20 protein-coding genes are annotated in these 25,702 nt (G+C 70.8%); 16 read left to right on the top strand and 4 right to left on the bottom strand.

Annotation, left to right across the window (positions count from 1 at the left end):
• Positions 1-41: 41 nt before the first annotated feature.
• From BO221_RS18975 to BO221_RS18965, 3 genes are all read left to right on the top strand, one after another.
• Complete coding sequence (locus tag BO221_RS18975; protein ID WP_073561903.1) at positions 42-461, top strand: MGMT family protein; 420 nt, start codon at positions 42-44, stop codon at positions 459-461.
• 180 nt (positions 462-641) lie between these two features.
• The gene (locus BO221_RS18970) at positions 642-1,937 is read left to right on the top strand and encodes an amidohydrolase family protein (protein WP_369865171.1); all 1,296 of its coding nucleotides are present in this window, start codon (positions 642-644) and stop codon (positions 1,935-1,937) included.
• Positions 1,934-2,920 (top strand): class I SAM-dependent rRNA methyltransferase, encoded by a 987-nt coding sequence (locus tag BO221_RS18965; RefSeq protein WP_073561901.1) that lies wholly within the window; start codon positions 1,934-1,936, stop codon positions 2,918-2,920. The genes BO221_RS18970 and BO221_RS18965 overlap by 4 nt, the downstream gene beginning before the upstream one ends.
• Before the next feature lie 6 nt (positions 2,921-2,926).
• On the opposite strand, the gene BO221_RS18960 is transcribed toward BO221_RS18965, so the two are convergent.
• Together BO221_RS18960 and BO221_RS18955 are read right to left on the bottom strand one after the other, a co-directional pair.
• Complete coding sequence (locus tag BO221_RS18960) at positions 2,927-6,739, bottom strand: ATP-binding protein (RefSeq protein ID WP_073561900.1); 3,813 nt, start codon at positions 6,737-6,739, stop codon at positions 2,927-2,929.
• A 147-nt stretch (positions 6,740-6,886) separates the two neighbouring features.
• A complete protein-coding gene (locus tag BO221_RS18955; protein WP_143195543.1) occupies positions 6,887-7,219 on the bottom strand; it encodes a hypothetical protein in 333 nt (110 codons plus the stop codon).
• A gap of 190 nt (positions 7,220-7,409) precedes the next feature.
• On the opposite strand from BO221_RS18955, the gene BO221_RS18950 reads away from it, so the two are divergent.
• From BO221_RS18950 to BO221_RS18940, 3 genes are read left to right on the top strand one after another with little or no spacing between them, the layout of a single operon-like run.
• Positions 7,410-8,594, top strand: coding sequence for a serine/threonine-protein kinase (locus BO221_RS18950; protein WP_073561898.1), 1,185 nt, complete (start codon positions 7,410-7,412; stop codon positions 8,592-8,594).
• A 1-nt stretch (position 8,595) separates the two neighbouring features.
• Positions 8,596-9,390, top strand: a complete 795-nt coding sequence (truA, locus tag BO221_RS18945) for a tRNA pseudouridine(38-40) synthase TruA (protein WP_073561897.1) — start codon at positions 8,596-8,598, stop codon at positions 9,388-9,390.
• A 49-nt stretch (positions 9,391-9,439) separates the two neighbouring features.
• Positions 9,440-10,129, top strand: a complete 690-nt coding sequence (locus BO221_RS18940) for a hypothetical protein (protein ID WP_073562327.1) — start codon at positions 9,440-9,442, stop codon at positions 10,127-10,129.
• Positions 10,130-10,386: 257 nt separating this feature from the next.
• Here the strand turns inward: BO221_RS18940 and BO221_RS18935 are convergent, their stop codons facing one another.
• Positions 10,387-10,782, bottom strand: coding sequence for a translation initiation factor (locus BO221_RS18935; protein ID WP_073562326.1), 396 nt, complete (start codon positions 10,780-10,782; stop codon positions 10,387-10,389).
• 81 nt (positions 10,783-10,863) lie between these two features.
• On the opposite strand from BO221_RS18935, the gene BO221_RS18930 reads away from it, so the two are divergent.
• Positions 10,864-11,751: a hypothetical protein gene (locus BO221_RS18930; protein ID WP_143195542.1), complete on the top strand. Its 888-nt coding sequence runs from the start codon at positions 10,864-10,866 to the stop codon at positions 11,749-11,751.
• 119 nt (positions 11,752-11,870) lie between these two features.
• Positions 11,871-15,920: a protein kinase gene (locus BO221_RS18925; RefSeq protein WP_073561895.1), complete on the top strand. Its 4,050-nt coding sequence runs from the start codon at positions 11,871-11,873 to the stop codon at positions 15,918-15,920.
• 10 nt (positions 15,921-15,930) lie between these two features.
• On the opposite strand, the gene BO221_RS18920 is transcribed toward BO221_RS18925, so the two are convergent.
• Positions 15,931-16,152 carry a hypothetical protein gene (locus BO221_RS18920; RefSeq protein WP_073561894.1) on the bottom strand — a complete coding sequence of 74 codons (222 nt, stop codon included), beginning with the start codon at positions 16,150-16,152 and terminating at the stop codon, positions 15,931-15,933.
• A gap of 98 nt (positions 16,153-16,250) precedes the next feature.
• Here BO221_RS18920 and BO221_RS18915 point away from each other — a divergent pair, with 98 nt between their 5' ends.
• The 8 genes from BO221_RS18915 to BO221_RS18880 all read left to right on the top strand — a co-directional run.
• Entirely contained in the window at positions 16,251-19,406 is a 3,156-nt protein-coding gene (locus BO221_RS18915) for a serine/threonine-protein kinase (RefSeq protein WP_073561893.1), read from the top strand.
• Between the two features lie 280 nt (positions 19,407-19,686).
• Positions 19,687-20,430 carry a helix-turn-helix domain-containing protein gene (locus BO221_RS18910; protein ID WP_233166146.1) on the top strand — a complete coding sequence of 248 codons (744 nt, stop codon included), beginning with the start codon at positions 19,687-19,689 and terminating at the stop codon, positions 20,428-20,430.
• A 100-nt stretch (positions 20,431-20,530) separates the two neighbouring features.
• The gene (locus BO221_RS54900) at positions 20,531-21,040 is read left to right on the top strand and encodes a hypothetical protein (RefSeq protein WP_158079874.1); all 510 of its coding nucleotides are present in this window, start codon (positions 20,531-20,533) and stop codon (positions 21,038-21,040) included.
• A 205-nt stretch (positions 21,041-21,245) separates the two neighbouring features.
• Positions 21,246-21,968, top strand: a complete 723-nt coding sequence (locus BO221_RS18900; RefSeq protein ID WP_043411564.1) for an RNA polymerase sigma factor — start codon at positions 21,246-21,248, stop codon at positions 21,966-21,968.
• On the top strand, positions 21,965-23,425 hold the full coding sequence (locus tag BO221_RS18895; protein ID WP_083681175.1) for a serine/threonine-protein kinase: 1,461 nt from the start codon (positions 21,965-21,967) through the stop codon (positions 23,423-23,425). The genes BO221_RS18900 and BO221_RS18895 overlap by 4 nt, the downstream gene beginning before the upstream one ends.
• A gap of 984 nt (positions 23,426-24,409) precedes the next feature.
• Positions 24,410-24,820, top strand: a complete 411-nt coding sequence (locus tag BO221_RS18890; RefSeq protein WP_073558437.1) for a helix-turn-helix transcriptional regulator — start codon at positions 24,410-24,412, stop codon at positions 24,818-24,820.
• On the top strand, positions 24,817-25,215 hold the full coding sequence (tnpB, locus tag BO221_RS18885; protein WP_083680609.1) for an IS66 family insertion sequence element accessory protein TnpB: 399 nt from the start codon (positions 24,817-24,819) through the stop codon (positions 25,213-25,215). Before BO221_RS18890 ends, tnpB begins: the two co-directional genes overlap by 4 nt.
• A gap of 55 nt (positions 25,216-25,270) precedes the next feature.
• A partial coding sequence (locus tag BO221_RS18880) for a hypothetical protein (protein ID WP_198956142.1) occupies positions 25,271-25,702 on the top strand: 432 nt, incomplete at its 3' end.

The raw sequence follows: 25,702 nt of genomic DNA, 5'->3' as shown, positions 1-25,702 counted from the left end.
AGGTCCTCTGAGGTAGTACGAGGGATCTGACTGGAGAAGACATGTCCACGACCGTTACCATCACCATGCAGGAGCGAAGGTTCTTCGAGCGCATCTACCAGGCCGTCGAGCAGGTGCCGCACGGCCAGGTGTCCACCTACGGTGACATCGCGATCATCGTGGGGGGCGGGTGCGATGCGCGCATCGTGGGGCTCGCCATGGGGGACCTGGGGCCGCGCGCGGCCAAGGTGCCCTGGCAGCGGATCATCAACCGCTCGGGAGGCATCAGCACGCAGGGGTACAACCAGCGCGAGTTGCTGGTGGCCGAGGGGGTCGAGTTCGACGAGAAAGGCAAGGTTTACCTGGATCGCTTCCGCTGGGCGGGGCCGAGCCAGGAGTGGGCGGCGAAGCACGGCTTCACCCCGCTGCCCGCGCGTGGTCCGGGCAAGGAGGAGGACAAGTCCCAGATGCGCTTGTTCTGAGCTTTCCGGGGGGGCGGGCATACCCCGGTTCGGGGTGGGGGTCACTGGCAGTGACAGCGGCCGGTGCACCTCGGCGATCCACCCGCCCGCGCCGTGCGTATACTCGGCGCCCCTATGGAAGGCCGCTTGGTTCTTAAGAACTGCTCCATCTTCCGCGCGGACGGCCGTGGACGTGCTGGCATGGCCGTCGTGGTCGAGGATGGACTCATCCGCCGGGTCGCTCCCGACGCCGAGGTCCCCGTGCTCCCCGGGGACTGGGAGGTGTCCTGCCGGGGCCGGCTGGTGATGCCGGGCCTCGTGGACTGCCATTCCCACCTCGTGGGGGATCTGCTGGTGCCCACCTCGGGCGAGCTCCTCCTGCACCCGCCCCAGGTCCGTCTGGAGCACGAGCGGCGTCTGGCCGCCCATCTCACCGCCGCGGACGTGGAGATCCTCTCCCTCTACGCCATGGCCCGCGCGCTGCGCTCGGGCGTCACCCTGGCGGTGGACCACCTGTCGTGTCCGGGGGACGTGGCCGGGGCACTGGATGCCCAGGCGCGCGCGGCGGAGCAGCTCGGCCTGCGGTTGGTGGCGAGCCATGCCACCACCAGCCTCGAGGGCACCTCCGAGTCCGTGGCCCAGGCCGAGGCCAATGCCGACTTCGTGCGGCGCCGCGGCTCCCATTCGCTGGTGCGGGGCGCGCTCGGCTTCCATGCCTCGTGGACGTGCGCCAATCCGCTGATGCAGAAGCTCAGCCGGCTGCGGGATGCTTCCGGAGCGCCCGTCGTCTTCCACCTCTCCGAGGGCGACCACGACCTGGCCACCACCTGGGAGCAGCACTTCCAGCGGGTGGTGCCCCGGCTGGAAGGCTTCGGGCTGCTCGGGCCCCTGTCGGTGGCCGCGTACGCGCGCGCCGTGGACGATACCGAGTCCGTCCGCCTGGCGGAGTCCGGGACGTGCGTGGCGCTCGGCCCCGGGTCGGCGCTGCTCGTCGAGCCCAGTGGCCGGGCCCTGGAGACGCTGCATGGGCGCCAGAACCTGATGGGCCTGGGCAGCGCCGGGCACGGCAACCTCTGGGATGCGATCGCGGCCGCGCTCATCACGGCGATGGGCGCCGCGCGAGGCTCGCGGCTGGTGGACCCGGACGGTGTGCTGGTGCAGCTCTTCGCGGACGGCCCGGCCGAGCTGTGCTCGCGTCTCTACGGTGCGCCCTCCGGCGCGGTGGAGGAGGGGCGGCTGGCGGACCTGTTGGTGTTCGACTGCGTGCCCGCGTTGGATCCCGACAGTGGACAGGCCCCGTTCCTCATGGGCCAGCTCGGGCGCTCGCGGGTGGCGTGGAACATCGTGGATGGCCGCGTCACCGTGCGCGAGGGGCAACTGCTCGGCATGGATGAGGTGGCGCTGGCACGCGAGGCGTCCCTCGTGCTCTCGCGGCTGTGGGCGAAGACCCGGATCCCGGAGGCGGCGGCCCACTTCTGGCCGGTGCGCCAGGGATGAACCGGAGCACCCCGTCCCTGGTGGAGCTCCTCCGCCAGGCCCGCGAGCGGCGTGCCCCGCTGCGTGAGGACCCACACACCACGGCCTTCCGGCTCGTCAACGGCGAGCCCGATGGCGTGCCCGACGTGACGGTGGACGTCTTCGAGTACCTGCACGTGGTGAGCCTCTACCGTGATTTCACTCCGGACGAGGAGCGGGCGCTGCTGGAGGCCGTGGAGTCCGCCTGGGCGCCGCGCAGCGTCTACCTGAAGCGCCGGCCGAAGGAGGCGCGTCACCTGGCCAACGTGGCGAAGGAGCAGCTCGCCCCCGAGCAGGCCGAGCGCGGCGAGCCGGTGGAGTCGCTGGTAGCGCTGGAGAATGGGCTGCGCTTCCTCATCCGTCCGGGGCAGGGGCTGTCGGTGGGTCTCTACCTGGACATGCGCGATACGCGGGTGTGGCTGGCCGGACAGGTGCGCGGCCTCACCGTCCTCAATCTCTTCTCTTACACGTGTGGCTTCGGCGTGGCGGCCACCGCGGGTGGGGCGAAGCGCGTCCTCAACATCGACGCCAGCCGCCGCGTGTTGGAGTGGGGCGAGGAGAATGCCCGCCTCAATGGCCAGCCGGTGGACCGGTACGACTACGTGGCCGGGGATGTCTTCGAATGGCTGGGCCGCCTGGCGCGCAAGGGGGAGACGTTCGACGTGGTGGTGGCGGATCCGCCCTCGTTCGCCACCACGCGCACCAGCCGCTTCTCCGCCGCGAGGGACTACGCGCAACTGGCCGAGGCCGCCGCCCGGGTGGTGGCCCCCGGAGGCCGGCTGGTGGCGTGCTGCAACCTCGCCACGCTGGAGCCGCGCCGCTTCGAGACCATGGTGACGGAGGGCGTGTCCCGGGCGAAGCGCAAGGGCGGGGGCATGCTGCCGCTGGGGCCCTCGCCGGTGGATTTCCCCACGTCCCTCTCGCACCCGGCCGCCCTCAAGGTGCGGGTGCTGGAGCTGCCCTGAGGGCCTTCAGGGCGCCGCGAGCCGTTTGAGCAGGGACTCCAGCACGTCGAGATCCAACGGCTTGACGAGGTGGGCATCGAAGCCCGCCTCCTTGGATTGCTGGCGGTCCGAGGCCTGGCCGTAACCCGTCACGGCCACGAGCCGGATGCCCCGGGAGGCGTGTTGCGCGCGGAGCAGGCGCGCCAGCTCGTAGCCGTCCATGACGGGCAGACCGATGTCCAGCAGGGCCACCTCGGGCCGGAACGTCTCCGCCATCCGCAGGGCGCTCGGGCCGTCATAGGCCACCTGGGTCTCGCACCCCAGGAGCTCGAGCGACTCGGAGAGGATGTCGGCGGCGTCCCGGTTGTCATCGACCACGAGCACGCGGCCGGGCACGGCGTCGCGCACGGGCGGTGCCGGCTCCTCCTGGACGGAAGCGGCCACGGTCAGGGCCTCTCCCGCCGGCAGCAGGGGCAGCCGGACCGTGAACTCACTGCCACGCCCTCGCCCCTCGCTGTGTACCTCCACACCGCCGCCATGGAGCGTGACCATGCTCCGGACGATGGCGAGCCCGAGCCCGAGTCCTCCCTGGGACCGGTCCAGCGCCTGGCGCTCCTGGACGAAGAGATCGAACACCTGGGGCAGCGTCTTGGGATCGATGCCGGTGCCGTTGTCGCGGACCCGGATGACGGCCTCGCGGCCCTCCTGTGTGGCCCTCACGGAGATCCGGCCTCCGGGCTCGGTGTATTTCGCGGCGTTCGTCAGCAGGTTCGAGAACACCTGGGCGAGCCGTGTCGGATCCGCGTCCAGGGGCAGGCCCTGCCGGGGCACGTCCACCGTCAACGTGTGCTCGCGCTGTTCGAGCAACGGGCTGGCCTGCTCGAGGGCCTTCGCCACCACCGTGGACAGCTCGAGCTTCTCCCGCTTGAGCTCCACCTTGCCCCGCGTCACGCGCGACACGTCCAGCAGATCATCCACCAGCCGCACCAGGTGCTTGACCTGACGCTCGATGATGGTGCGCTCCCGCTCCATCTCCGCGTCGCCGCGAAGCTGCATCAGTTGCAGCGCCGTCAGGATGGGGGCCAGGGGATTGCGCAGCTCATGGCCGAGCATCGCGAGGAACTCGTCCTTGGCCCGGTTGGCCGACTCCGCTCCCCGCCGGGCGCGCGCCAGCTCCGTCACCTCGAAGACCACGACCACGATGCCCTCTACCTGTCCCCCCTCGTCGAGCATCGGCTGATAGACGAAGTCGAAGAAGCCCTCCTCCTCCGCTCCTCCAGTGCCACGGTTGAGCAGCACGCGCACGGATCTGCCGATGTACGGCTCGTCCGACGTGAACACCGTGTCCAGCAGCTCGTAGAGGCCCTGGCCGGCCAGCTCGGGAAGCGCCTCGCGCACGCTCCGGCCCAGCACCGGGCGGTTGGAGAGAAGCTGGAGATAGTTGGCGTTCGCGAACTCGAACACGTGCGTGGGGCCGCGCAGGATCGCGATTCCCACCGGGGCATGCTGGAAGACCCGGGCGAGCCGCCGATGGTGCTGCTCCTCCACGGTGCGCAGCCGGGCCCGCACGAGCTGGGACTCGACGCGCGCCATCAGCTCCCGGGCCGAGAACGGCTTCACCAGGTAGTCATTGGCCCCCGCCCGGAGTCCCTCGACATGTGCTTCCTCGCCCGCGCGCGCCGACAGGACGATGACGGGCACGTTCCGGGTGCGCTCGTCCTCCCGCAGCTCCTTCAAGAGGCCGAAGCCATCCAGGCCCGGCATCATCACGTCCGTGAGCACCAGGTCCGGCGGCCGCGCGCGTGCGGCCTCGAGCGCGGCCAGGCCATCCGCGGCCGTCTCCACCTGCCAGCGCTCGGCGAGCAGCCGGCCCACGTACTCGCGCATGTCCGCGTTGTCGTCGGCGAGCAGGATGCGGGCCCCGGCCACGATGTCCATCGCCGGGTTCACCGGAGCGCTCGAAGGCGAGGGCTCCACGGAGGGCTCCTCGGGCGCGCCGGGCAGCCAGCGCAGTGCCTCGTTCACGTAGGGCGCCGCGCCGAGCGCCGTGGACTCCTGCGTGCGGCGGGGGGCCACCCGCTCCTTCGGCAGGTGCGCCGTCCCGGCCGGAATGCGGACGGTGAACGCCGTCCCCTGGCCGGCCGTGCTCGTGGCGGAGATGGTGCCACCGTGCATGCGCACCAACTCGTGCACCAGCGCCAGGCCGATGCCGGAGCCCTCGTGCGTGCGCGAGCGCGCCCCCCGCACGCGGTGGAACCGCTCGAAGAGGTGGGGCAGCTCGCTCTCGGGAATGCCAGTGCCCGTGTCGCGGACCTGGAGCTCGACACCCTCGCCCCACCACCGCTGCGAGACGTGGATGGTGCCCTCGAACGTGAACTTCAGCGCGTTGGAGAGCAGGTTCAGGACGATCTTCTCCCACATGTCCTGATCCACGTAGAGCGGCTCGGGGAGGGGAGGGCAGTGGACCTCGAACGTGAGCCCCGCGCGCTCGATGGCCGAGCGGAAGGCGCTCGCGAGGCCGGCCGTCAGCTCCGCCAGATCCACCGGGACGTACGAGGCCTGGACGCGGCCGGCCTCGATGCGCGCGAAGTCCAGCAGTGAGTTGACGAGTTTCAGCAACCGGTGCGCGTTGCGGTGGACGGTCTCCAGGTTCCCGCCGGTGAGCGCTCGCGAGGGCGAGGCGAGCGCGTCCTCCGTGGGCCCGAGCATCAGCGTCAGCGGAGTGCGGAACTCGTGGCTGACGTTGCTGAAGAAGGCCGTCTTCGCGCGATCGATCTCCGCCAGCGCCTCGGCGCGCTTGCGCTCCTCCTCGTAGGCGCGCGCGTTGGCGATCGCCGTCACCACCTGATCCGCCGTCAGCCGGAAGAGTCCCAGGTAGCGGCCGTCCAGCACGCGGCGGGGGCTGACGCCGGCGACCAGGAAGCCGTACGGGTGGGGCTGGCCGGGCCGCGACAGGGGGAGGACCACCGCCCGCTCCGAGGGGATTTCCCAGCGGCCTCCGGGCATGGGCCCGAAGCGCTCCGGCAGGTTGTCGACGAGGGCCTCGCGTCCGGTGCGGGCTGCCTCGGCGAATGGCCACCCCGGGGGGTCGCTGACGCTGGCGTCGAAGGACACCTGGGCGGGCTTGCCCGGGCCCTCGTAGCGGTCCAGCCCGGTGGTGCTGACGAGCCGGAGCTCCCGGGCGTCCTCGCTCAGCAGATAGAGGAGCGAGAACGGCAGGTCGGCGTCGTTCTCCGCGAGGATGCCCGAGGCGGTGCGGCAGGCCTGCTCCGCGGACTTCGCCTCGGCGGCCCGCGCGGCCAGCTCGCCCAACATCCGCAGCTGGCGGTTGTCCCGCACCTGCCCGGTCGTCTCATTCACGGTGACGAGCACGCCGCCCACCTCGCCCCCCTCGGCGGGGACGGGGCTGTACGAGAAGGTGTGGTAGGTCTCCTCGGGGAAACCGCGCCGGTTGATGAGGAGCAGGAAGGACTCGTTCCACGTCGCCGGGGCCCCGTCGAGCACGCTCCGGGCCATGGGACCGATGACGTCCCAGATTTCGCTCCAGACCTGGACGGCGGGCGCGCCCAGGGAGGCGGGGTGCTTCTCGCCGAGGATGGGCCGGTAGCCGTCGTTGTAGATCTGGATGAGGTCCGGTCCCCACCACAACAGCATGGGGAAGCGGTTGCGGAGCACGACGCCCACCATCGTCTTGAGACTGGTGGGCCATCCGGAAACGGGACCCAGGGGCGTCCGGGACCAGTCCACCGAGCGCACCAGCGCGCCCAGCTCACCGCCTTCCGCCAGACAGCTTTCCTGGGAGTCGGAGACGCGGGGCGCGGAAGGGTCGATCTTGGGCATTCCAGGTCTCGATCACGAAGACGGTTCGGGCTTGTAGCGAGGGAGCCGCGATTTCGCCGGGTGCTTCCCTCCTGACCGAGGCCGCTCGCCGTCCCTGGGTGCCACCAGCCTGGTTCCTGTCTCCAGGCCGGTGGCTCGGGGTCCTGCCTACTTGCCTCGGCTCGGCACCTTGCTGGACAGGTTCGGGAACACCTTGCGCCATTCCGGAATGTCGTCCTGGGCGGCCTGTGCCTGCGGGGTGCTGCTCTGTGGGGCCTGGGCGCCCCTGGCGGGCGGCGGCGCGGTCTGTGCCTTCGGGGCCCGGCCGGCCGTCCTGGCGGCTTCCTGGAACTGTTCCCCTCTGACCATGCGCTGGAGCGTACCGGCGGACCGGCCCAGCGCCTCCAGCACCTTCGTCACGTCCCTCAACTGCGCGGTGCTCTCCCTCAACCTCTGGTCCAGCAGCTCAAAGGGATATGCGCCCCCTTCAGCGTTCTTCATGAGAATGGTCTTCCTCTCCACTACGTGATTCCCTCAACGTGCTTGTAAATCCGCGCGGGCGCAATAGTTCCGTGCGTCCAGGGAGGGCCAGAGGAAGGGAGGTGCGGCCTCCAGGACAGCCGGTGCCCGGGGTCGGGGGCGCGTTGAGCTTGGCCAGGAAGGCCCCGGGGGAGGTATCGTGGCGCCTCTGATGTCCACAGCCGCCCCCCGCGCCCCCGTGTCGTTCGGCCAGTACAAGCTCATCGATCGCCTCGCCGTGGGCGGCATGGCGGAGCTGTTTCTCGCGCAGCAGTCTGGCCCGGACGGTTTCGAGAAGCCTGTCGTCATCAAGCGCATCCGCCCGCACCTGTCGAGGCAGCCGGCCTTCGTGCGCATGTTCCTCAACGAAGCCCGCCTGGCCGCCCAGCTCAACCACCCCAACATCGTGCAGATCCACGACCTGGGGAAGGTGGGGGACAGCTACTACATCGGCATGGAGTACCTCTTCGGCCGGGACATGCGGCGGGTGGTGCCCAAGGCCGAGTCGCTGGGGATTCCCTTCCCCATGGTGTACGCGCTGAAGATCGCCTCGTCCGTGTGCGAGGGCCTCCACTACGCGCACCAGAAGGTGGACCTGTACGGGGCACCGTTGAACATCGTCCACCGGGACGTGACGCCGGAGAACATCTTCGTGTGCTTCGACGGCACGGTGAAGGTGCTGGACTTCGGCATCGCCAAGGCGGCCAACCGGGTGGAGCAGACGCGCGCCGGAGAGCTGCGCGGCAAGCTCAGCTACCTCAGCCCCGAGCAGTGTCTGGGCAAGCCGTTGGACCATCGCAGCGACATCTTCTCGCTGGGTTCCGTGCTCTACGAGTGGCTCACCGGCTTCAAGCTCTTCACCGGCGAGTCGGATGTGGCCGTCATGCGCAGCATCGTGGATGGGAAGGTGTACGCGCCCTCGTACTTCCGCGCGGACATCCCCGAGCCCGTGGAGGCCATCCTCATGAAGGCCCTGGAGCGCGACCGGGACAAGCGCTACCCCACGGCCTGGCACTTCCAGCAGGACCTGGATCGCTTCCTCAACACGTACGACTTCACCCCCTCGAGCCTCCACCTCTCCAACTTCCTCAAGCAGCTCTTCCTGGACGAGCTGGAGGAGGAGCAGAAGCGGTTGAGGCCCCAACAACCGGCCCCGTTCTCGGCGCCGGCGCCCACCACGCAACCGGAGCTGGAGTCCGTGCTGCCCGTGGAGGAGCCCTCGGGCAGTGAGCGGATTGTCGCGGTGCCCGTGACGGCCGCGCAGCTCGAGTCGCTGGAGGCCATGGCCCGCAAGCACGGCGTCCCCGTGGGCAAGATGGTGGGGGAGCTCCTCTCGGTCTGGCTCAAGTACCGCTGACATGCCCCGCCTGAAGCTGACCCTCGAATACGACGGCACCCGGTACGTGGGCTGGCAGGTGCAGCCCAACGGCGTCTCCATCCAGTCCCAGCTCGTCCAGGCGCTCGAGAAGCTGCTCGGCGAGCGGGTGGACGTGGTGGTGGCCGGCCGCACGGACGCGGGAGTGCATGCCACGGGGCAGGTGGTGTGCTTCGACACGCCGCGCGAGCTGCCGCTCAAGGCGTACTGGAAGGGGCTCAACGGGCTGCTGCCCGAGGACATCGCCGTCGTGCGCGCCGAGGAGGTGCCTTCCGGGTTCGACCCGCGCCGCTGGGCCCACGGCAAGCGCTACCGGTACCGGCTGAGCAACAGGCCCTCGCGCTCGCCGCTGCGCCGCTTCACCCACTGGGAGGTGTTCACCCCCCTGGACGTGGAGGCGCTGCGGCGCGGTGCGGCACACCTGCTGGGCCGGCATGATTACTCCGCGTTCCGGGCCGCGGACTGCCAGGCGGCCCATGCCATGCGCGAGGTGCGCCGGGTGGACATCCAGGGCACCTCCGGCGATGAGCTGTCCGTCACCGTCGAGGGCACCGCCTTCCTCAAGCACATGGTGCGCAACCTCGTGGGGACGCTGGTGGAGGTGGGCAAGGGGCGCCGTCCCGACACCTGGGTGGCCGAGGTCCTCGCCTCGCGAGAGCGAAAGAGGGCGGGTCCCACCGCACCGGCCCATGGGCTCGTCCTGGAGGAGGTCTTCTATGGGGACGGCCCGCCTCCTCGCACCCCGGGCGGCACGGCGGACGGCGAGGACGCGGAGTGAGGACTCCGAGTGCGTGCCGGGGCCGGGCTTGGGTTAGGCTGTGGTTCCCGTGAGCACCCAGAAGAAGAGCGTCCTCGAACCGCTGCGCGTCCGCATCCGCCGTGTCCAATTCACGGTGGGGCTCGGATTCATCGCGTTGGTGATTGGCACCGCGTTGACGTTGTCGCTTTGGACGCGGCTGTCCGGCCCTGTCGAGGCGCTGCCTTCCTGGCTCATTGATTTCTTCATTGCCCCGGTGCTGAGGCACCTGTGGGTGCTCGCCGTGCTGCCCGTGCTCAGCTACGGCGCTGCCCGGGTCATCGAGCTGAAGCCGTGGGCCACGGCGCTCGGGGCCGCGGCCACGGGCCTGTTCTTCACGCTCGCCATCGAGTTCACGAGCAACGGCATCGAGGGGTGGCTGGCCGCGGGAGCCGTGTCGCTGTTGTTGGAGCTGGCGGTGGTGGCCGGGGGCGTGGTGCTCAGCCAGCGGGCGGTGGTGCGGGGCCGGGCCGCCGCGGGCAAGCAGGAGACGAAGGCGCAGCAGCAGGCGGATGCACGCAAGGACGAGTACGCCGAGTTCCTCCGGGAGGCGGAGCTCGCGGGCGAGAAGATCGCCCAGCGCGAGGCCGCGAAGCCCGAGGGGCAGGGGGCTCCCGTGCAGTCACTGCCGGTGCCGGAGCAGCCCGCGGCGCCAGCCGCCTCCTCCGAGGAGGGTTCCGAGCAGAAGCCCCCGGGCGAGTCGAAGGCCCCCGCCGCCTGAGCACGCCCCTTCGGGCAAGAGGTGGTTACCTCAGCTCGAGAGCACGAGGGAGCCCTCCGGGCACGGTCTCGCCAAACTTGTCCAACAGTTGGACAAGTTCGTGAAGAGCGCGCCCGGAAGGTGGGCTGAACTCGAGGGCATGACATGCGTAGACAGTGCGGACATCCCCACCCCTGAAAGGATTTTGTCCCGCTGGTTCAGGAGGCTCGCGACGAAGAGTCGCACGAACATGGGGGCCTCACGGAACGGGGTGCGGCTCAGCCGTGTACCACGCGTTGTGCGCCCCGGCGTAGCAGCAGATCCGGCAGCTTGAAGCGGTGATCTCCCCGCAGCACCAGCCGCTCACCCTCCACCGCGCCCGTACAGGCCAGTCCCCGCTGCAGGGCCTCGAGCCATTCCCTCAACCCGGCCGAGGGCAGGCCCAGCCCCTCCACCACCGTCACTTCCTTGCCCGCGCGGTCCGTTTCGAGCCGCACCACCACGCGCTCGGGGCCTCCCGGTGGCGGAGTGTCGGGGAAGTCTTCCCGGCGCAGTTGGGGCTTCGTGGAAGGCAGGGTGTCACGCAACTCCTGGAGCCGGGCGAACGGGTTGTTGAATCCCTTCTCCTTCGAGTCCTGCTGGCCACTGGAGTGCTTGTCCTTCTGCTTCGTCATGGGCATCCCCTGCGGGCGTCATCACATCCGTGCCGATCCTGCTCCGTCCACCTTGACTCTTCAAATCCATAGGGGGCTTGTGTGTCGAGAGGACGTATCTATTACGGCTTGGGTGTCTTCTTCGGGCTGCTGCTCCTGTCCTGGGTATTCTTCCTACTGTCCTTCCTCCGCAGGGCCCGCTTCTTCCATCCCACGGGGGTGGTCTATTCCGCCATGGCGTATCCCGCCCCCGGGCTCGCGTCCGTGATGGGCGTGGAAGTGGCCGAGCGCCTGTCCGGCTGCGCCCTGGTCCGCTTCTCGGGGGGCCTGTTCAAGCAACATGGCAGGGAAGTGAAGACGGACTCGCTCGGGCTCGGCCTGCGCTTCCACGGCCAGCCCGGGCCGTGCACCACCAATGCGCCCGGCGGGCAGGATCTCTTCCTCGTCTCCTTCCACTCCTTCGGGGCCATCGCCCAGGACATCAAGGCCACCAACCGCGACGATTATCTGGCCAACACCTACTGGGCCATCACGCCCTATGAGGTGAAGGGGCTCGGCCGTGTCTCGCTGCGCATCATCGCCTCGGGCGCGGGTGCCCGGGGTCTGTCGCGGGACGAACGGCTCGAGGACGCGGTGCGGTCGGGGGCGGCCACTCTGCGGCTCGAGATGGCTCCGTGGGGGACGGACGACTACCAGCCGCTCACGGAGGTCCGCCTGGACAGCCAGGTGGAGCTGGAGGACGAGCTGCGACTCACCCCGCATGCCGCGGGGCGTGGGCTGCGTCCGATCGGCTTCCTGCAGGGGCTGCGCGTATTCCCATACGCCGCCAGCCATCTGGCGCGGCGGCTCTGCCAGGGGACTCCCCGGAGGTCGCTAGGATCCGGCATCCAGCTCCCCCTCCCGGAGCCGAGGGCGAGCCAGCGCATGAACGTGAACGTTCCACCTGCCTTCTCGTCCCGGAGCGAGGGTCGAGAACGGGTGGTGGGTTGATCATCCACGCCGGCCCTCCTGCCCGCTTCGTTGCCCGGTGCCCTTCGGCTCCATAGCTTTCCAGGGCGGGCAGGCAGGGCGCCGGAGTGGGTTCCGTCGAGGGGGCGCGGGAGAATGCCATGCAAGGTGGCGATGACACGGGTGATAGGCCCATCGACGGGCCACCGGCGGCGTCCTGGCCCGATGCGCGCCTGAGTGGAGTATCCGGGGACTCGGACCTGGATGACTCCTTCTTGAGGGAAGTGGCCCATGTGCCCGTGCCCTTGCGCAGGCCGGTGCCCGGGGAGCGGTTGGGTGGCCAGGACGGCCGCCGCTTCAAGCTCCTCGAGGAACTGGGCGCGGGTGCCATGGGGTGGGTCCTGAGCGCCTGGGACGAGCAGTTGCGGCGCGAGGTGGCCCTCAAGTTCCTCGTGCCCCGCGAGGAACTGGCGGGCCTGGCGCTGGCGGAGGCCCGAGCCATCGCGCGGCTCGACCACGAGAACATCGTCCGCATCTTCGACGTCGCCGAGTGGGCCGGGCGCCCGGACGAGCAGCGCATTCCCTTCCTGGTGATGGAGCGCCTGGAGGGCGAGTCGCTCGCCCACCTCATGCAACGCGAGCGGCCCGGGCTGCGGCGCACGCTGGAGATCATGATGGCCGTGGCCGCGGGGCTGGCGCACGCCCACGAGCATCACATCGTCCACCGCGACCTCAAGCCCAGCAATGTCCTCATCACCCGCAAGGGCGGGGTGAAGCTGCTCGACTTCGGGCTGGCATACCTCCTGGATCCCACCACCGCGCTGGCCCCCCGTCTGCCCATGGCGGGCACGCCGCCCTACATGGCGCCGGAGCAGTGGCGGGGCGAGGCGTTGGACGAGCGCACCGACATCTGGGCCGCGGGCGTGGTGCTCTACGAGCTGCTCACGGGAGAGTTACCCTACGTGAGCATGAACCTGGAGGAGCTGCGGGCCCGGGTGTTGTCCTCCGAGCCCGTGCCGCTGTTGCGCGAGCGCCACCCGGAGCTGCCCTGGGAGCTGGAGTCGTTGCTGGCGGTGATGCTGGCGAAGGACTCCTCCCGGCGGCTGCTCTCCGCGGCCGAGCTGCAGGACGAATTGCGCGAGCTGGAGGAGCACCTGCGTCCCGGGCGCAAGCAGCCGAGGAACGTGGCCCCGCAGCGGCGGCAGGTGACGCTGGTGGCGTGCAGGCTCGAGGGGCTCACCCACCTCGCGGGGAGCATGGACGCCGAGGACTTCGGCGAGTGGGAGGCGGCCTTCCATCGCGGCTTCTCCAAGGTCATCCAACAGCATGGCGGCTTCGTCACCCTGTGCATGGGCGACGAGGCGCTGGCGTGCTTCGGCTATCCGGTGGCGCGCGAGGAGGACTCGGAGCGCGCCGTGCATGCGGGCCTGTCATTGTTGCCTTCCATCCGCGAGGCGCTCCGGGAGCGGCTGCCGTGGCGGGACGGGCCGGAGCTGCGGGTGCAGGTGGGCATCCACACCAGCATGGTGATGCTGGACGATCTTCCGAAGGAACTGCGGGGGCGCACGCCCGGCATCCAGGGGGAAGCGCCGAAGGTGGCGGCCTGGTTGGCGCTCCAGGCCGGGCCCGACGAGGTGGTGCTCAGCCGCGAGGCCCATGCCCTGGTGCATCGCGCGTTCGAGACGGAGTCGCTCGGCCCCCGCTCCTACGAGGGCTCGCGCAGCATCCGGGTGTACCGCGTGCTGAGCGCTCGCCAGACGGTGTCCCGGTTCGACCGGACGCTGGCCGTGGGGGGAGGGCTCACGCCGCTGGTGGGGCGGGAGCGGGAGGTGGAGGAATTGCTCTCGCGCTGGGAGCGGGCGCGCGCGGGGGAGGGCGGCTTCGTGTTGCTCTCGGGCGAGGCGGGCATGGGCAAGTCCCGCCTCATCCAGGAGCTGCGCGAGCGGATCGGCCGGGAGCAGGCGCTGCCCCTGCGGTTGCAGTGCTGGTCCCAGTTCTCCACCAGTGCCTTCCACCCCCTCATCGAGGCGTTGCAGCGGTTGTGGCTCTCCTCCGAGCGCTCTCCCCAGGAGAACCTGCGCGTGCTGGAGGAGTGGCTCGCGCCCTGGGAGCTGAAGCCCGTGCAGGTGGGCCTGCTGGCCTCGTTGCTGTCGCTGCCGGTGGCGGAGTCGTCGCCGCACCTGCGGCTCACGCCGGAGCGGCAGCTGGAGGAGCTGTTGGACGCGCTGGGCACCCTGTTGCTGCGGGTGTCCGCGGCGCATCCCGTGCTTCTGGTGGTGGAGGATCTGCACTGGGCGGACCCCTCGACGCTGCGGATGCTGGGGTTGCTGATGGAGCGGCTGGGGCCGGCGCGCGTCATGGGGGTGCTCAGCGCCCGTCCCGAGTTCCGCCCGCCCTGGCCCGCGCGGCCGGAGTTCCACCCGCTCACGTTGGAGCGGATGCCGGCGGAGTGCACCGCGCGTCTGGCGAAGGAGGTGGCCCGGGGCCGGAACCTGCCCGAGGCGGTGCTGGAGCAGCTCGTGGCGCGCACGGATGGTGTTCCGCTCTTCGCCGAGGAGATGACGCGCATGCTGCTGGAGGGCGGGGCGGCGGCGTCCATCCCGGTCACCCTGCAGGAGCTGCTGCTGGCGCGGCTGGACTCGCTCCCGCGGCGCCAGAAGGAGCTGGCCTGGTGGTGCGCCGTCCTGGGCCGTGGCTTCACGCGCGAGCTGCTCGTCACCGTGACGGGCCTGCGCGAGGCCGAGCTGCGCAGGGATCTGGCGGGGCTGGTGGCGGCGGGTCTGCTGCAGCGCCACGAGGAGGCCTCCGGGCCCTGCTACCAGTTCCGCCACGCGCTCATCCAGGAGGCGGCGTACCAGTCCCAGACGCGCGGGGTGCGGCGCGAGCACCACCGGCGCATCGCGCTCGCCCTGGTGGAGCACTTCCCTGGAATGGTGGAGCACCGGCCCGAGCTGCTCGCCCATCATTATACGGAGGCCGGGGAACTGAAGCCGGCCATCCGCGCGTGGAAGCAGGCGGGCCTGCGCGCCAGCCGGCGCTACGCGAACCAGGAGGCCGTGAGCCACCTCACCCAGGCGCTGAAGCTGCTGCGGAGCCTGCCGGAGGCCGCGTCGCTCCTTCCCGATGAGCTGGAGCTGCTGCTGGCCCTGGGACTGCCCCTGGTGCAGCTGCGGGGCTACCACTCGCCCGAGGTGGAGCAGGTGTATGAGCGCGTGCGCGAGCTCTTCCGGCAGGTGGGCGAGGGCGTGGGCCGGATGGAGCTGTCGTACTGGGGCGCGTACTCCTACTACTTCACGCAGATGAAGTTCCAGGAGGCGCACGAGATCGCCGAGCTGCAAGTGGAGCTGGGCCAGCGCCAGTCCAACCGGGAGCTGCTGGTGATGGGGCACCGGATGATGGCCATCGACTCCTTCACCTGGGGGAACATGCCCACGGCCCTGGCCCACATCGAGCAGGCCCTGGCCCACTCCGAGGAGTCCACGCTCGAGCGCCACCGGGCCCTCGCGTTGAAGCAGGCGGTGAACCCGCGGGCGGTGGCCCTGGCCTTCAGCTCCGTCATCCACTCGGCGCTCGACGAGCAGGAGGTGGCCCGGCGCCATGTGCAGGAGGCGCTGGAACTGGCCAGCCGGCTCGGACATCCCCACACGTGCGCGAGCGTGTTCACCTACGCGGCCCTCGGGGCGCACATCCGCCGGGATGGCCGGAGGACGCTGGAGTGGGCGGAGCAGGGCGTGGCGCTCGCGGGCGAGCACCGGTTCCTGCTCTGGTTGTGGTGGTCCACCCTGTTGAAGGGATGGGCGCTCGCCGAGCTGGGGCAGGCGGAAGAGGGACTGGCGCTCATGCACCGGGCGCTCGAGGCCTGGGCGCGCTCGGGTTTCGTCATCGGCACCCTGCACAACTCCGCCATGCTCGCCGACATCTATTTGAAGCTGGGCCGGGCCGAGGAGGGCCTGGACGCCATCGAGCACGCGCTGGTGCCCGAGAAGCTCCATGCCGGCGAGACCAGCTTCGAGGCCTATGCGCATCTGGTCCGGGCCCAACTGCTGGTCCTGCGCGGCCGGGCGCCGGAGGCGCGGGAGGCGTTCCTGCGGGTGCTGGAGATCGCTCGCGGGCAGGGCGCCCACATCTACGCGCGGCGTGTCCTGACCGAGTGGGGGCGGTGGCTCGAGCGGCCGGATGCTCGGCTGGACGAGTCCCTGCCGTATTCCTGAAGCAGGGCCCTCACGGCACCCGGCGTCCCACCAGCCGTGTGAGGATGTCCTGGAACTCGCCGGGGCCGATGTCGAGCCGCTCCACCACGTACCCGTAGAGCATGGCCGTGGGCACGGAGCGGCCCCCGCGCTCGCGCTCGAGCTGGTGCAGTGTGTGCAGAATGATGCGCTCGGCCCGGGTGAGCCCGTCTCGCACGTCGGGGATGTGGTCGCGTGGGTCGCCGCCTGGCACTCGCGGAGCCTCCTCGTCCGCGAGCCTATGCCAGCCGCTTCCGGAGTGGCCAACCCTCCACGCCTCGGGTCAGAATGTGGGGCACATAGGAACGAGCCATGGCGGACAGCCCGATCGACGACAGCATCTGCCCGGAAGAAGGCGCCGTACGCGAGGCCTTGTCGGGACGTTTCCCGGAGGCGGAGGTGGCGCGGTTGCTCGCGCACGCGGAGCGGTGTCCCTCGTGCGGCCTCCTGCTGGTGCGCAGTGGCACCCCCCTCTCCTCGTCGGAGGAGGAGCCCACCAACGTGGTGGCCGCGCCGGCCCCGCTGGCCGAGCTTCCTCCCGATGAGGTGCTCCCGCGCGGCGCCATGGTGGGCCGCTATATGGTGCTCGACAAGCTCGGCGCTGGCGGCATGGGCGTGGTGTACGCCGCGTATGATCCCGAGCTGGACCGCAAGCTCGCCCTCAAGCTGCTCCAGAAGAGCGCGGATCAGGTGGAGAAGAGCGGCGGCCAGGCCCGGCTGATGCGCGAGGCCCAGGCGCTGGCGCGGCTGGCCCACCCGAACGTCATCTCCATCTTCGACGTGGGGACGTGGAACGGACGCGTCTTCCTCGCCATGGAGTTGGTGGAGGGACCCACGCTGCGCGACTGGCTCAAGCAGGCGCCCCGCTCCTGGCGCGAGGTGGTGGATGTCTTCACCGCCGCCGGACGGGGGCTCGCGGCCGCGCATGCGGCGGGGCTGGTGCACCGCGACTTCAAGCCGGACAACGTGCTGCTGGGCAAGGACGGGCGCGTGCGCGTGCTGGACTTCGGCCTGGCCCGGCCGGCGGCGGCCACGGAGGAGTCCCTGCCCGCGCTCACCGAGCTCGATCTGTCCGAGCGGGGCAGCTCACCGCTGGACACGCCCCTCACCCGGGTGGGCCTCGTCATCGGCACGCCGGCCTACATGGCGCCGGAGCTCTACAGCGGAGGCGCCTTCGACGCGCGCTCGGACCAGTTCAGCTACTGCGTGGCCCTCTACGAGGCCCTCTATGGAGAGCGGCCCCATGGCCGGACGCCGGGCCCGCCCTCCACCTGGCGCACCCCCGAGCCGCCCCGGGACGCCCGGGTGCCCGCCAGTCTGCGGCGCCTCGTGCTGCGGGGGTTGGACCCCCATCCCGAGCAGCGTTTCGCCTCCATGGAGGCACTGCTCGAGGCGCTCGGCCAGACGCTGCCGATGCAGCAGCGGTACTGGTTGGCGGCGGCCGCTGGCCTCCTCCTGCTCTCGCTCGGCGTGGGGTTGCCCCTCCAGTACCGGGCCCAGGCGGAGCAGCCCTGCCGGGGTGGCGCCCGTCACCTGGAAGGGCTGTGGGACACCGCGCGCAAGGAGTCGCTCGGCAAGGCCTTCCACACCACCGGCAAGCCCAACGCGGACGAGTCCTGGTCGCGCACGGCCCAGGTGCTGGACACCTACGCCCAGGGCTGGGTCTCCATGCACGCCGAGTCCTGCGAGGCCACCCGCGTCCGCGGCGAGCAGTCCGACGAGGTGCTTTCGCTGCGCATGGCCTGTCTGGAGCGGCGGCTGCACGCGCTCCATGCCCTCACGGACGTCTACTCCCGCGCGGACGCCGCCCTGGTGGACCAGGCCGCGAAGGCCGCCCATGCGCTGCCCACGTTGGATGGGTGCGCCAACGTCGAGGCCCTGCGCGCCACCGTCCGCCCGCCGGAGGACCCCGCCACGCGGGAGAAGGTGGAGCAATCGCGGCTGAGGCTCGCCGAGGCGCGGGCCCTCTTCGACAGCGGCCAGTTCAAGCCCGCCCTGGAGCGCGTCCGGACGCTCGCCGGGGAGGTGGTGGCCGTGCGCTACCGCCCGCTGGAGGCCGAGGTGCTGGAGTTGCGCGGCGCCCTGGAGGAGAAGGCCGGGGACTTCCCGGCCTCGGAGGCCACGCTGCGGCGGGCGGTATGGGCCGCGGAGGCCGGCCGCCACGACGAGGTCATCGCCTCGGCCTCGGCCCGGCTGGTGCGCTCGGGGATGCTCCAGGCCGAGTTCGAGCAGGGCCGCGAGTGGGCCGAGCACACCCGCGCGGTGCTGGAGCGCATGGGCGGGGATGACCGCATCGAGGCCTTCGTCACCAACGCGCTGGGCTCCATCCTCCTGCGCGAGGACAAGATGGACGAGTCCCTGGAGCACTTCCGCCGGGTGGTGGCGCTGCGCCAGAAGGTCTACCCGGCCGATCACCCGGAGGTGGCGGCGGGTTTCAACAACCTGGGCGCCGCGCTCACCAAGCTGAACCGGTACGAGGAGGCGCGCCAGCAACTCGTCCAGGCGCAGGCCATCTACGAGAAGGCCCTGGGGCCCACGCATCCGGAGACGGGCAACGCGCTCCACAACCTGGGGCGCTTGTCGCAGCACCTCGGGGATGACGCGGCGGCCCTGCGCTACCTGCGGGGGGCCCTGACGGCGCGGGAGACGGGGCTGGGGCCGGAGCACCCGGAGACGGGCGCGACGCTGGGCTCCATGGGCGGCAGCTACTGCGCTCTGCGCCAGTACACGGAGTGTCTCGCCAGTTCCGAGCGGGGCCTGGCCATCCGGACGAAGGCCTTCGGGCCCAAGCACACGGAGCTTCCGGCCAGTCTGATGCGGGTGGCGGAGGCCCTGGAGGGTCTGGGCAGGAAGGGCGAGGCCCTGACGCGCTTCCAGGAGGCGCTGCGGGTAGCGGAGTCCATCGAGGAGCCCTATCCCCCGGATGTCATCACCGCCCTGGTGGACCTCGCCGGGGCCCTGCGGGCCCGAGGACGCCGCGCCGAGGCCCTGCCGCACCTCCAGCGCGCCCTGGCCCTGGCGGAGAAGGAGCTGGGCAAGGAGGCCTCCGATGTGGCTTCCGTGCTGGAAGGGCTGGGCGCCTGGTACCTGGAGGGCGGGCAGCACCGGCAGGCGCTCGCGCACTACCAGCGGGCCCTGTCCCTCCAGGAGAAGGACCTCCCGCCAGGACACCCGGAGCTCTTCGAGCCGCTGGCGGGCGTGGGCAGGAGCCATGTGGCGCTGAACGCGCCGGCCGAGGCGGTGGCGCCGCTGGAGCGGGCGCTGGCGCTGGCGGGCTCCCCGCGCATTGCCCCGGAGACGGCGGCGGAGGTCCGCTTCCTCCTGGCCCGGGCCCTCTGGGACACGGGCACGGGACGCGAGAAGGCACGGGAGCTGGCCGCCGGGGCGCGAGAGGTGTTCCTCCAGGCCCACAAGGCCCCCGAGGCCACCCAGGTGACGGCGTGGCTGGAGTCCCACGGCGGCCCCTGACGGAGCACGGGGAGGCACTCCAGGCGCCCGGTACGCCTGGCTGCCCTCCCCGCGGCGCGGTGACATTGACAGGACGTCCGTTAAAACGGATATTGCGTTCGTCCGCTACGGCGGACATGGTTCCGCTATCGGAGAGACCATCTGTCATGAGCTCGGCAGCCGAAGTGATCAACCTCGATGAGTTCCGGAAGCGGCGTGAGTCCAGGCCTTCGTCGACTCGGTCGCCCGCCCCCATGAGCCTCTGGACGCCGGTGTGGGTGTGGGTCATGGTCTGGCCCACGTGAAATCGGTCCGCGAAAACACCCCTCCCACGGGGGAGGAAACGGAAGAGACGGCCCCCGCCGCCAAGGGCAAGGGCAAGAAGAAGGAGCAGGGGGCCAAGAAGGCGGAGGCCCCCGCGCCCGAGGCCCCGAGCTCCGAGGAGGAGTGGGCCTACGAGGTGGCGCACGCGGATGCGTCGACGGACCTGGCGCCCATCGTCGGCCGCAACCTGCGCCGCCTGCGCACCCAGCGGGGCCTGTCCCTGGAGCGGCTCGCCAAGGCGTCCGGGGTGAGCCGGGCCATGCTGGGGCAGATCGAGCTGGGCCAGAGCGCGCCCACCATCAACGTCATCTGGAAGATCGCCCGGGCGCTGGGCATCCCGTTCTCGGCGCTGATCAGCACCACGGCGCAGACGGGCACGCGGGTGATGCGCACCGCGCAGTCCAAGCGGCTGGCGTCCCATGATGGGAGCTTCAGCTCGCGCGCGCTCTTCCCGTTCGACGAGCCGCGGCGCGTGGAGTTCTACGAGCTGAGGCTGGCCGCGCACGCGGAGGAGCGGGCGGACGCGCACCCACCGGGGACGATGGAGAACCTGGTGGTGACGGCGGGGACGGTGGAGATCGACCGGGGCGACGAGCACCACGTGCTGGCCGCGGGAGACGCCATCCTCTTCGAGGCGGATGTGGCCCACGTGTACCGCAACACGAGCAACACGGAAGCGGTGATGTACCTGGTGATGACGTACGCGGAGACGGTCGGCTAGGCGCGGCGCTGGGCCCCGAAACACGAAGAGCCGGCGGGCCCGTGGGGCTCTCGCCGGCTCTCGTGCTTCAGGCCCTCGGGGGCCCGGGTGCTACTTCGCGGTGCACATCATCATGGGCATGCCGTTGCACATCATCATCATCGGCATCCCCATGGCCATCATGGAGTTCATCGCGTCACAGCACTCCTTCATCATCTCCATCTGGCCGGACTCCATGGGCATCATCCGGCACATCATGCCGTCCTTGCCCATCTCACAGGTCATCCGGGCCATCATCGGCATGCGCATCATCATGGGCATCATCATGGGCATGCCGCCCATCATCGGGTTCATGCCCATCATGCCGCCCATCATGGGGTTCATGCCCATCATCGGCATCATCCCGCCCATCATCATGGGGTTCATGCCGCCCATCATGGGCATGGGCATGCCGCCCATCATCATGGGGTTCATGCCGCCCATCATCGGGTTCATGCCCATCATGCCGCCCATCATCGGCATCTGGTTCATGCCCATCATCGGCATCTGGTTCATGCCCATCATGGGGTTCATTCCGGACTGCATCGGCATCTGGGAGGCAGGCGTCATGGTTCGTCCTCTTCGGGTGTGACGGGGAGTACGGCTTCGGGACCGGACGTTAGAGATCGAGATCCCCCCGGACAACGCGGTAGGGACTTTTCCTCCAGTGAAACGGAGACGCTGCTCCAGGCGGCGGAGGAGGCGTGTCCGGCAGAGAGCAGTGCCCGGCGCGGATGTGCACTCCCGATCAGCGCCCCCCCGAGAAGGCCATCCCGGAAGTGCGCTAGAACGGACTCATGAGCGCAGATCCGCGAGAGGAAGGGCCCGGCGCCTTCCCACCCACGCGCTGGACTGTCATCCGGTCGGCACGAGCCTCGCCGGAGGCCCGCCGCGCGGCGCTCGAGTCGCTGCTGCGCACCTACTGGCGCCCGCTCTACGTCTTCATGCGCCGCCAGGGGCTGGATGCCGAGCCCGCGCGTGATGCCGTGCAGGATCTGCTCGTGCGGCTGCTGGAGCACGATTTCCTCGAGCGGCTGAGCCCCGAGAAGGGCCGTCTGCGGGGCTACCTGCTGACGGCGGCGCGCAACCACCTGGTGCATCGCCACGAGCGCGAGAGCGCCGCCCGGCGCGGAGGGGGCGTGGCGCCCATGCCGCTGGACTTCGAGCTGGCCGAGCGCATCGCCGCGGAGGATGCGCAGGGCCCGGACGAGGCCTTCGAGCGGGAGTGGGCGGCGAGCGTCATGGAGCGGGCGCTGGGGCGGCTGAAGGAGGAGTTCGAGAGTGGGGCGCGCAAGGGTCCCTTCGCGCTGGTGCTCCAGTTCTTCCGTCCCGGCGAGCCGCCGAGCTACCGGGAGGCGGCGGAGGCACACGGCATGTCGCTGCCGCAGCTCAAGACGTTCCTGCACCGGGCGCGGGTGCGTTACCGCGAGCTGGTGCGCGAGGAAGTGGCGGACACGGTGGGAGGGCCGGAGGAGGCGGAGGCCGAGCTCGCAGAGCTGCTCCGGGTGCTGAAGCGATGAGCGCCGAGGCGAGGAGTGTCCGTTGTCCACGCTGCGGCACGCCTGGGGTGGGCGGACGCCTGGCGGTATGTCCGGGCTGCCTGCTGGACGAGGACGTGGAGGATCCGGGGCGGATCGGCTCGCTGGAGCTGGAGGAGGAGATCGGCCGGGGAGGGATGGGCCGGGTCTTCCGGGCACGGCACGTGCGGCTGGACCGGCCGGTGGCGGTGAAGTTCCTCGCGGGGGAGGGGGCCTCCAGCGCCGAGGCGCAGGCCCGCTTCGCCCGGGAGGCGCGGGCGCTGGCGCTGTTGGATCATCCGAACATCGTCCGGGTGCACGACTTCGGCGACGAGGAGGGCGAGCGCTTCCTGGTGATGGAGCTGGTGGAGGGCCGTTCCCTGGCGGAGCTGCTGCCCATGGCGCCGGCGGAGGCGGTGCGGGTGGTGCTCCAGGTGTGCGACGCGCTGGCCTATGCGCATGAGCGCGGCGTGGTGCACCGGGACATCAAGCCGGCGAACGTGCTGGTGGCGGACGATGGCCCGGTGAAGGTGACGGATTTCGGGATTGCCCGCATCGTGCGCCAGGAAGGGCCTCGGGACACGCTCACGGCCGCGCACGCCGTGGTGGGCACGCCCGAGTACATGGCGCCCGAGGCGCTCGCCGGGGCACCGCCGGATCCGCGCATGGACGTGTACGCGGTGGGCGTGCTGCTGCACGAGCTGGTGACGGGCCGGCCACCGGTGGCGGGGGCGCCGGCGCTGACGGGAGCGCTGGGAGCGGTGGTGCGGCGGGCGGTGGCGCTCGAGCCCTCGAGGCGCTACGCGAGTGCGCGGGCACTGGGGCTGGATTTGAGGCGGCTCGCGGATGGAGCGGAGGAGGCGGCGCTGCCTCCGGACGAGGCCATCTGGCTGCGCGCGGTGGCGGTGCTGCAGGCGGTGGCGAGCGCGCTGGTGCTCTGGGCGCTGGTGGTGTCGGTGACGCCGCGGGTGGTGGCGCCGCACGAGTTGGATCCGCTCACGATGCAGCCGGCGGCGCGGCTGGCGGATGGCCGGTGGGTGACGCGGGCACGGTTCGAGACGGGGCCCATATTGGGGGCGGTGGCGGGGCTCGCGGTGGCGTTGGCGGCGTACGGGCTGCTGCGCAGACACTGGCGCCACGAGGGCCTGGACGCGCCCGCGCCGGAGGTTCCGCTGCGCGAGAGCCGGAGCTTCCTGGGAGTGGCGTTGGCCTGCTCGGGGCTGTTCGCCCTGCGGGGGGTGCTGGAGTGGGGCGCGGGTATTTCCATGCCCCCCTTCATGCCGCTGGTGGGGGGACTGCTGGAGCTGTCGGCGCTGTACCTGCTGTGCGTCTCCATCCTGGAGGCGTGGAGGCGACAGCGCCCGCTCTCGCGCGAGCCGTTGCTGTGGGCGGGGCTGGTGCTGATGCTGACGCCGCCGGTGCTCGAGTTCGGCATGTACCTGTGGCGCTGGCGGCCTTGAGGGGCCCGGATGTGCGAGCGCTCCGGTGGCGTGCTCGGAGAGGGAATCCCCGATGACACGCGGGACATGTTGGCGGGCCATGGCGGTGGGGCTCGCGGTGTTGCTGGCGCAGGGCTGCGCCACCGTGCCGCACCGCGCGTCATCTCCGGGAGAGGCGACGCTCGTCTCCACCCAATGGGGCGCTTCGGACTCGGAGAACGAGGGGGGACGCCGAGGCACGGCGGGCGGAGGTGGAGTGGGTGCTGGCACGGATGTGGGAAGCGGCCAGCGGCGAGCAGCAGGTGGGCACGGAGTTGGAGTTCGCCTTCTGGGTGGATCGTGGTGCCTTCACGCTGCTGTCCCAGCACCGGGGCGCGGTGGGAGGAGAGAAGGGCCAGGTAGCGAGGGCGGAGGCCTTCACGCGAGAGCTGAGGGGGTTGCTCACCGTGCTCGCCGAGACGCACACAGGAGCGCTGGCCTTCACGCTGCATCGGGAGCGGAGCCGTTGGAGGGGGGACTACGGGGCGGCCTCCCTGGAGGAGCCTCCAGAGGCGAGGAAACATCCGGCGCGGCGCACGGGGGCCATCGCCGGGCCGCTCCTGGCGGTGCAGGCCATGGCGAATCAGGTGGTACGCCTGCTCCAGGTGCCCGCGGGCGCATCGGCGCGCATGACGGTGGAGCTCACCCTGGAGGATGACCGGCTGATGGGCTGGAAATCGGGGCCCTACCAGGCCGGGTCAGGTGGCGGGGTGCGTCCCGCGGACGGATGGGCAGCGCAGGCTCTCATGCTGGCGGTATTGCCCTTCACACGGGGGCTGGGCCCACGCACGGTGCGGGTGGAGCTGTCCGGGACGCATGAGGGGGCGAGCACTACCTCGCACTGGTGGGTGGAGCGAGCCGAGACGTTGCGGCCGGCGCCTGGGGACGAGGCGTTGGAGGACGTGCTGCGCGAGTACCGTAAATCCTCGCCCGAGCCCGTCGTGACGCGAGAGCAGAGGCGTGAGCATGTCCGTCGCCCCCGTGAAGGAGGAGGAAGCGATGGAAATGAAGGAGCAGGCGGAGAAGTTCCGGCGGCAGGTACTCGAGCGGGGCGAAGTGGGCCCGCGTACGCGCTACACGCAGGAGCAGAGACAGGAAGCGGTGGCGTACATGCGAGCGCGCCAGCAACAGGGGGCGAGCAGGGAGGAAGCGGCGAAGGAGTTGGGCGTGAGCAGTTGGACGCTCAGCCGCTGGGGCAGCGCAGCTCGCCGTGCCACTCATGAGGAGCCCGCGAGGGCAGCGCTGGTCCCCGTGGAGGTGAAGGACGCGCGCCCCGAGGCCAGAAGAGGAGGGCTGGTGGCGCACGGGCCCGGAGGAGTACGGGTAGAGGGCCTGTGCGTTGAGGACGCGGTGAGGTTGCTGCGAGGGCTGCTGTGATTGGCTCCACGCGCAGGCTCGCGGTGTACGCCTACGGGCAGCCGTGCGACATGCGCAAGAGCTACGACGCGCTGAGCGGGCTGGTGACGCAGGCACTGGGCCGCGACTTCCTCTCGGGCGACGTCTTCCTCTTCGTGGGACGGGACAGGAAGAGGGCCAAGGCGCTCTTCTGGGACGGCACCGGGCTGTGCCTGTACGCCAAGCGGCTGGAGAAAGGACGCTTCGCGCCGCTGTGGCAGCCAGAGAGCGACAAGCCGCCGCTGGTGCTGACGGTGTCGGAGTTGGCCCTGTTTCTGGAGGGCAGCGAGCTGGTGGGACGAGCGCCGCTGTCGCCCGCGCCGTACACGCTGGCGCCGCTCTTCCAGCCGGAGGACGCTGGGGCGGTGACTTCGTGAGTCATGCCGCGCGCACTACTTGCGCGGGCGGGTGCTGGCATGGCACTACCCGCGCATGAGCTTCCAGCTTACGACGGAGAAGGACGTGGAGAGGCTGCGCCAGGCGGCCCTCCTGTTGGAGGCGGAAAACAGACGCCTGGTGGCGCGCGTGGTGGAGCTCACGCGCAAGCTGATGAGCGCCCAGGGCAAGGACGCCGAGGAGTTGCAGCTGCGTTTGCAGGAGTTGGAGCGGCAGCTCGCGCAGCGCACCGGCGAGCTGTTTGGCCGCTCCAGCGAGAAGCGCCCCCAGCGCGAGCAGGACGAGGGGAACAAACCCGAGCCGCCCACGCACGGCCACGGCCCGCGCGCCCAGCCCACGCTGCCGACGCTGGAGGTGGAACACACGCTGGAGGAGCCCGACAAGCAGTGTCCCAAGTGCGGCGGGGCGCTGGCGCAGATGAAGGGCTGCTACGAGGAGGCCGAGGAGGTGGACGTGGTGGAGCGGCGC

Origin of the sequence: Archangium sp. Cb G35 (assembly GCF_001896145.1) — a bacterium.
Taxonomy (GTDB): Bacteria; Myxococcota; Myxococcia; order Myxococcales; family Myxococcaceae; genus Archangium; species Archangium violaceum.
Note: the sequence above shows the minus strand (reverse complement) of the source record. Positions and strands in the feature narration are given on the sequence as shown.

Bases quoted from the DNA above. Each gene is read 5' to 3' on its own strand.
- BO221_RS18975 (WP_073561903.1), top strand. From the start codon at position 42: ATGTCCACGACCGTTACCATCACCATGCAGGAGCGAAGGTTCTTCGAG.
- BO221_RS18970 (WP_369865171.1), top strand. From the start codon at position 642: ATGGCCGTCGTGGTCGAGGATGGACTCATCCGCCGGGTCGCTCCCGAC.
- BO221_RS18965 (WP_073561901.1), top strand. From the start codon at position 1,934: ATGAACCGGAGCACCCCGTCCCTGGTGGAGCTCCTCCGCCAGGCCCGC.
- BO221_RS18960 (WP_073561900.1), bottom strand. From the start codon at position 6,739: ATGCCCAAGATCGACCCTTCCGCGCCCCGCGTCTCCGACTCCCAGGAA.
- BO221_RS18955 (WP_143195543.1), bottom strand. From the start codon at position 7,219: ATGAAGAACGCTGAAGGGGGCGCATATCCCTTTGAGCTGCTGGACCAG.
- BO221_RS18950 (WP_073561898.1), top strand. From the start codon at position 7,410: ATGTCCACAGCCGCCCCCCGCGCCCCCGTGTCGTTCGGCCAGTACAAG.
- truA (WP_073561897.1), top strand. From the start codon at position 8,596: ATGCCCCGCCTGAAGCTGACCCTCGAATACGACGGCACCCGGTACGTG.
- BO221_RS18935 (WP_073562326.1), bottom strand. From the start codon at position 10,782: ATGACGAAGCAGAAGGACAAGCACTCCAGTGGCCAGCAGGACTCGAAG.
- BO221_RS18925 (WP_073561895.1), top strand. From the start codon at position 11,871: ATGCAAGGTGGCGATGACACGGGTGATAGGCCCATCGACGGGCCACCG.
- BO221_RS18915 (WP_073561893.1), top strand. From the start codon at position 16,251: ATGGCGGACAGCCCGATCGACGACAGCATCTGCCCGGAAGAAGGCGCC.
- BO221_RS18900 (WP_043411564.1), top strand. From the start codon at position 21,246: ATGAGCGCAGATCCGCGAGAGGAAGGGCCCGGCGCCTTCCCACCCACG.
- BO221_RS18895 (WP_083681175.1), top strand. From the start codon at position 21,965: ATGAGCGCCGAGGCGAGGAGTGTCCGTTGTCCACGCTGCGGCACGCCT.
- BO221_RS18890 (WP_073558437.1), top strand. From the start codon at position 24,410: ATGTCCGTCGCCCCCGTGAAGGAGGAGGAAGCGATGGAAATGAAGGAG.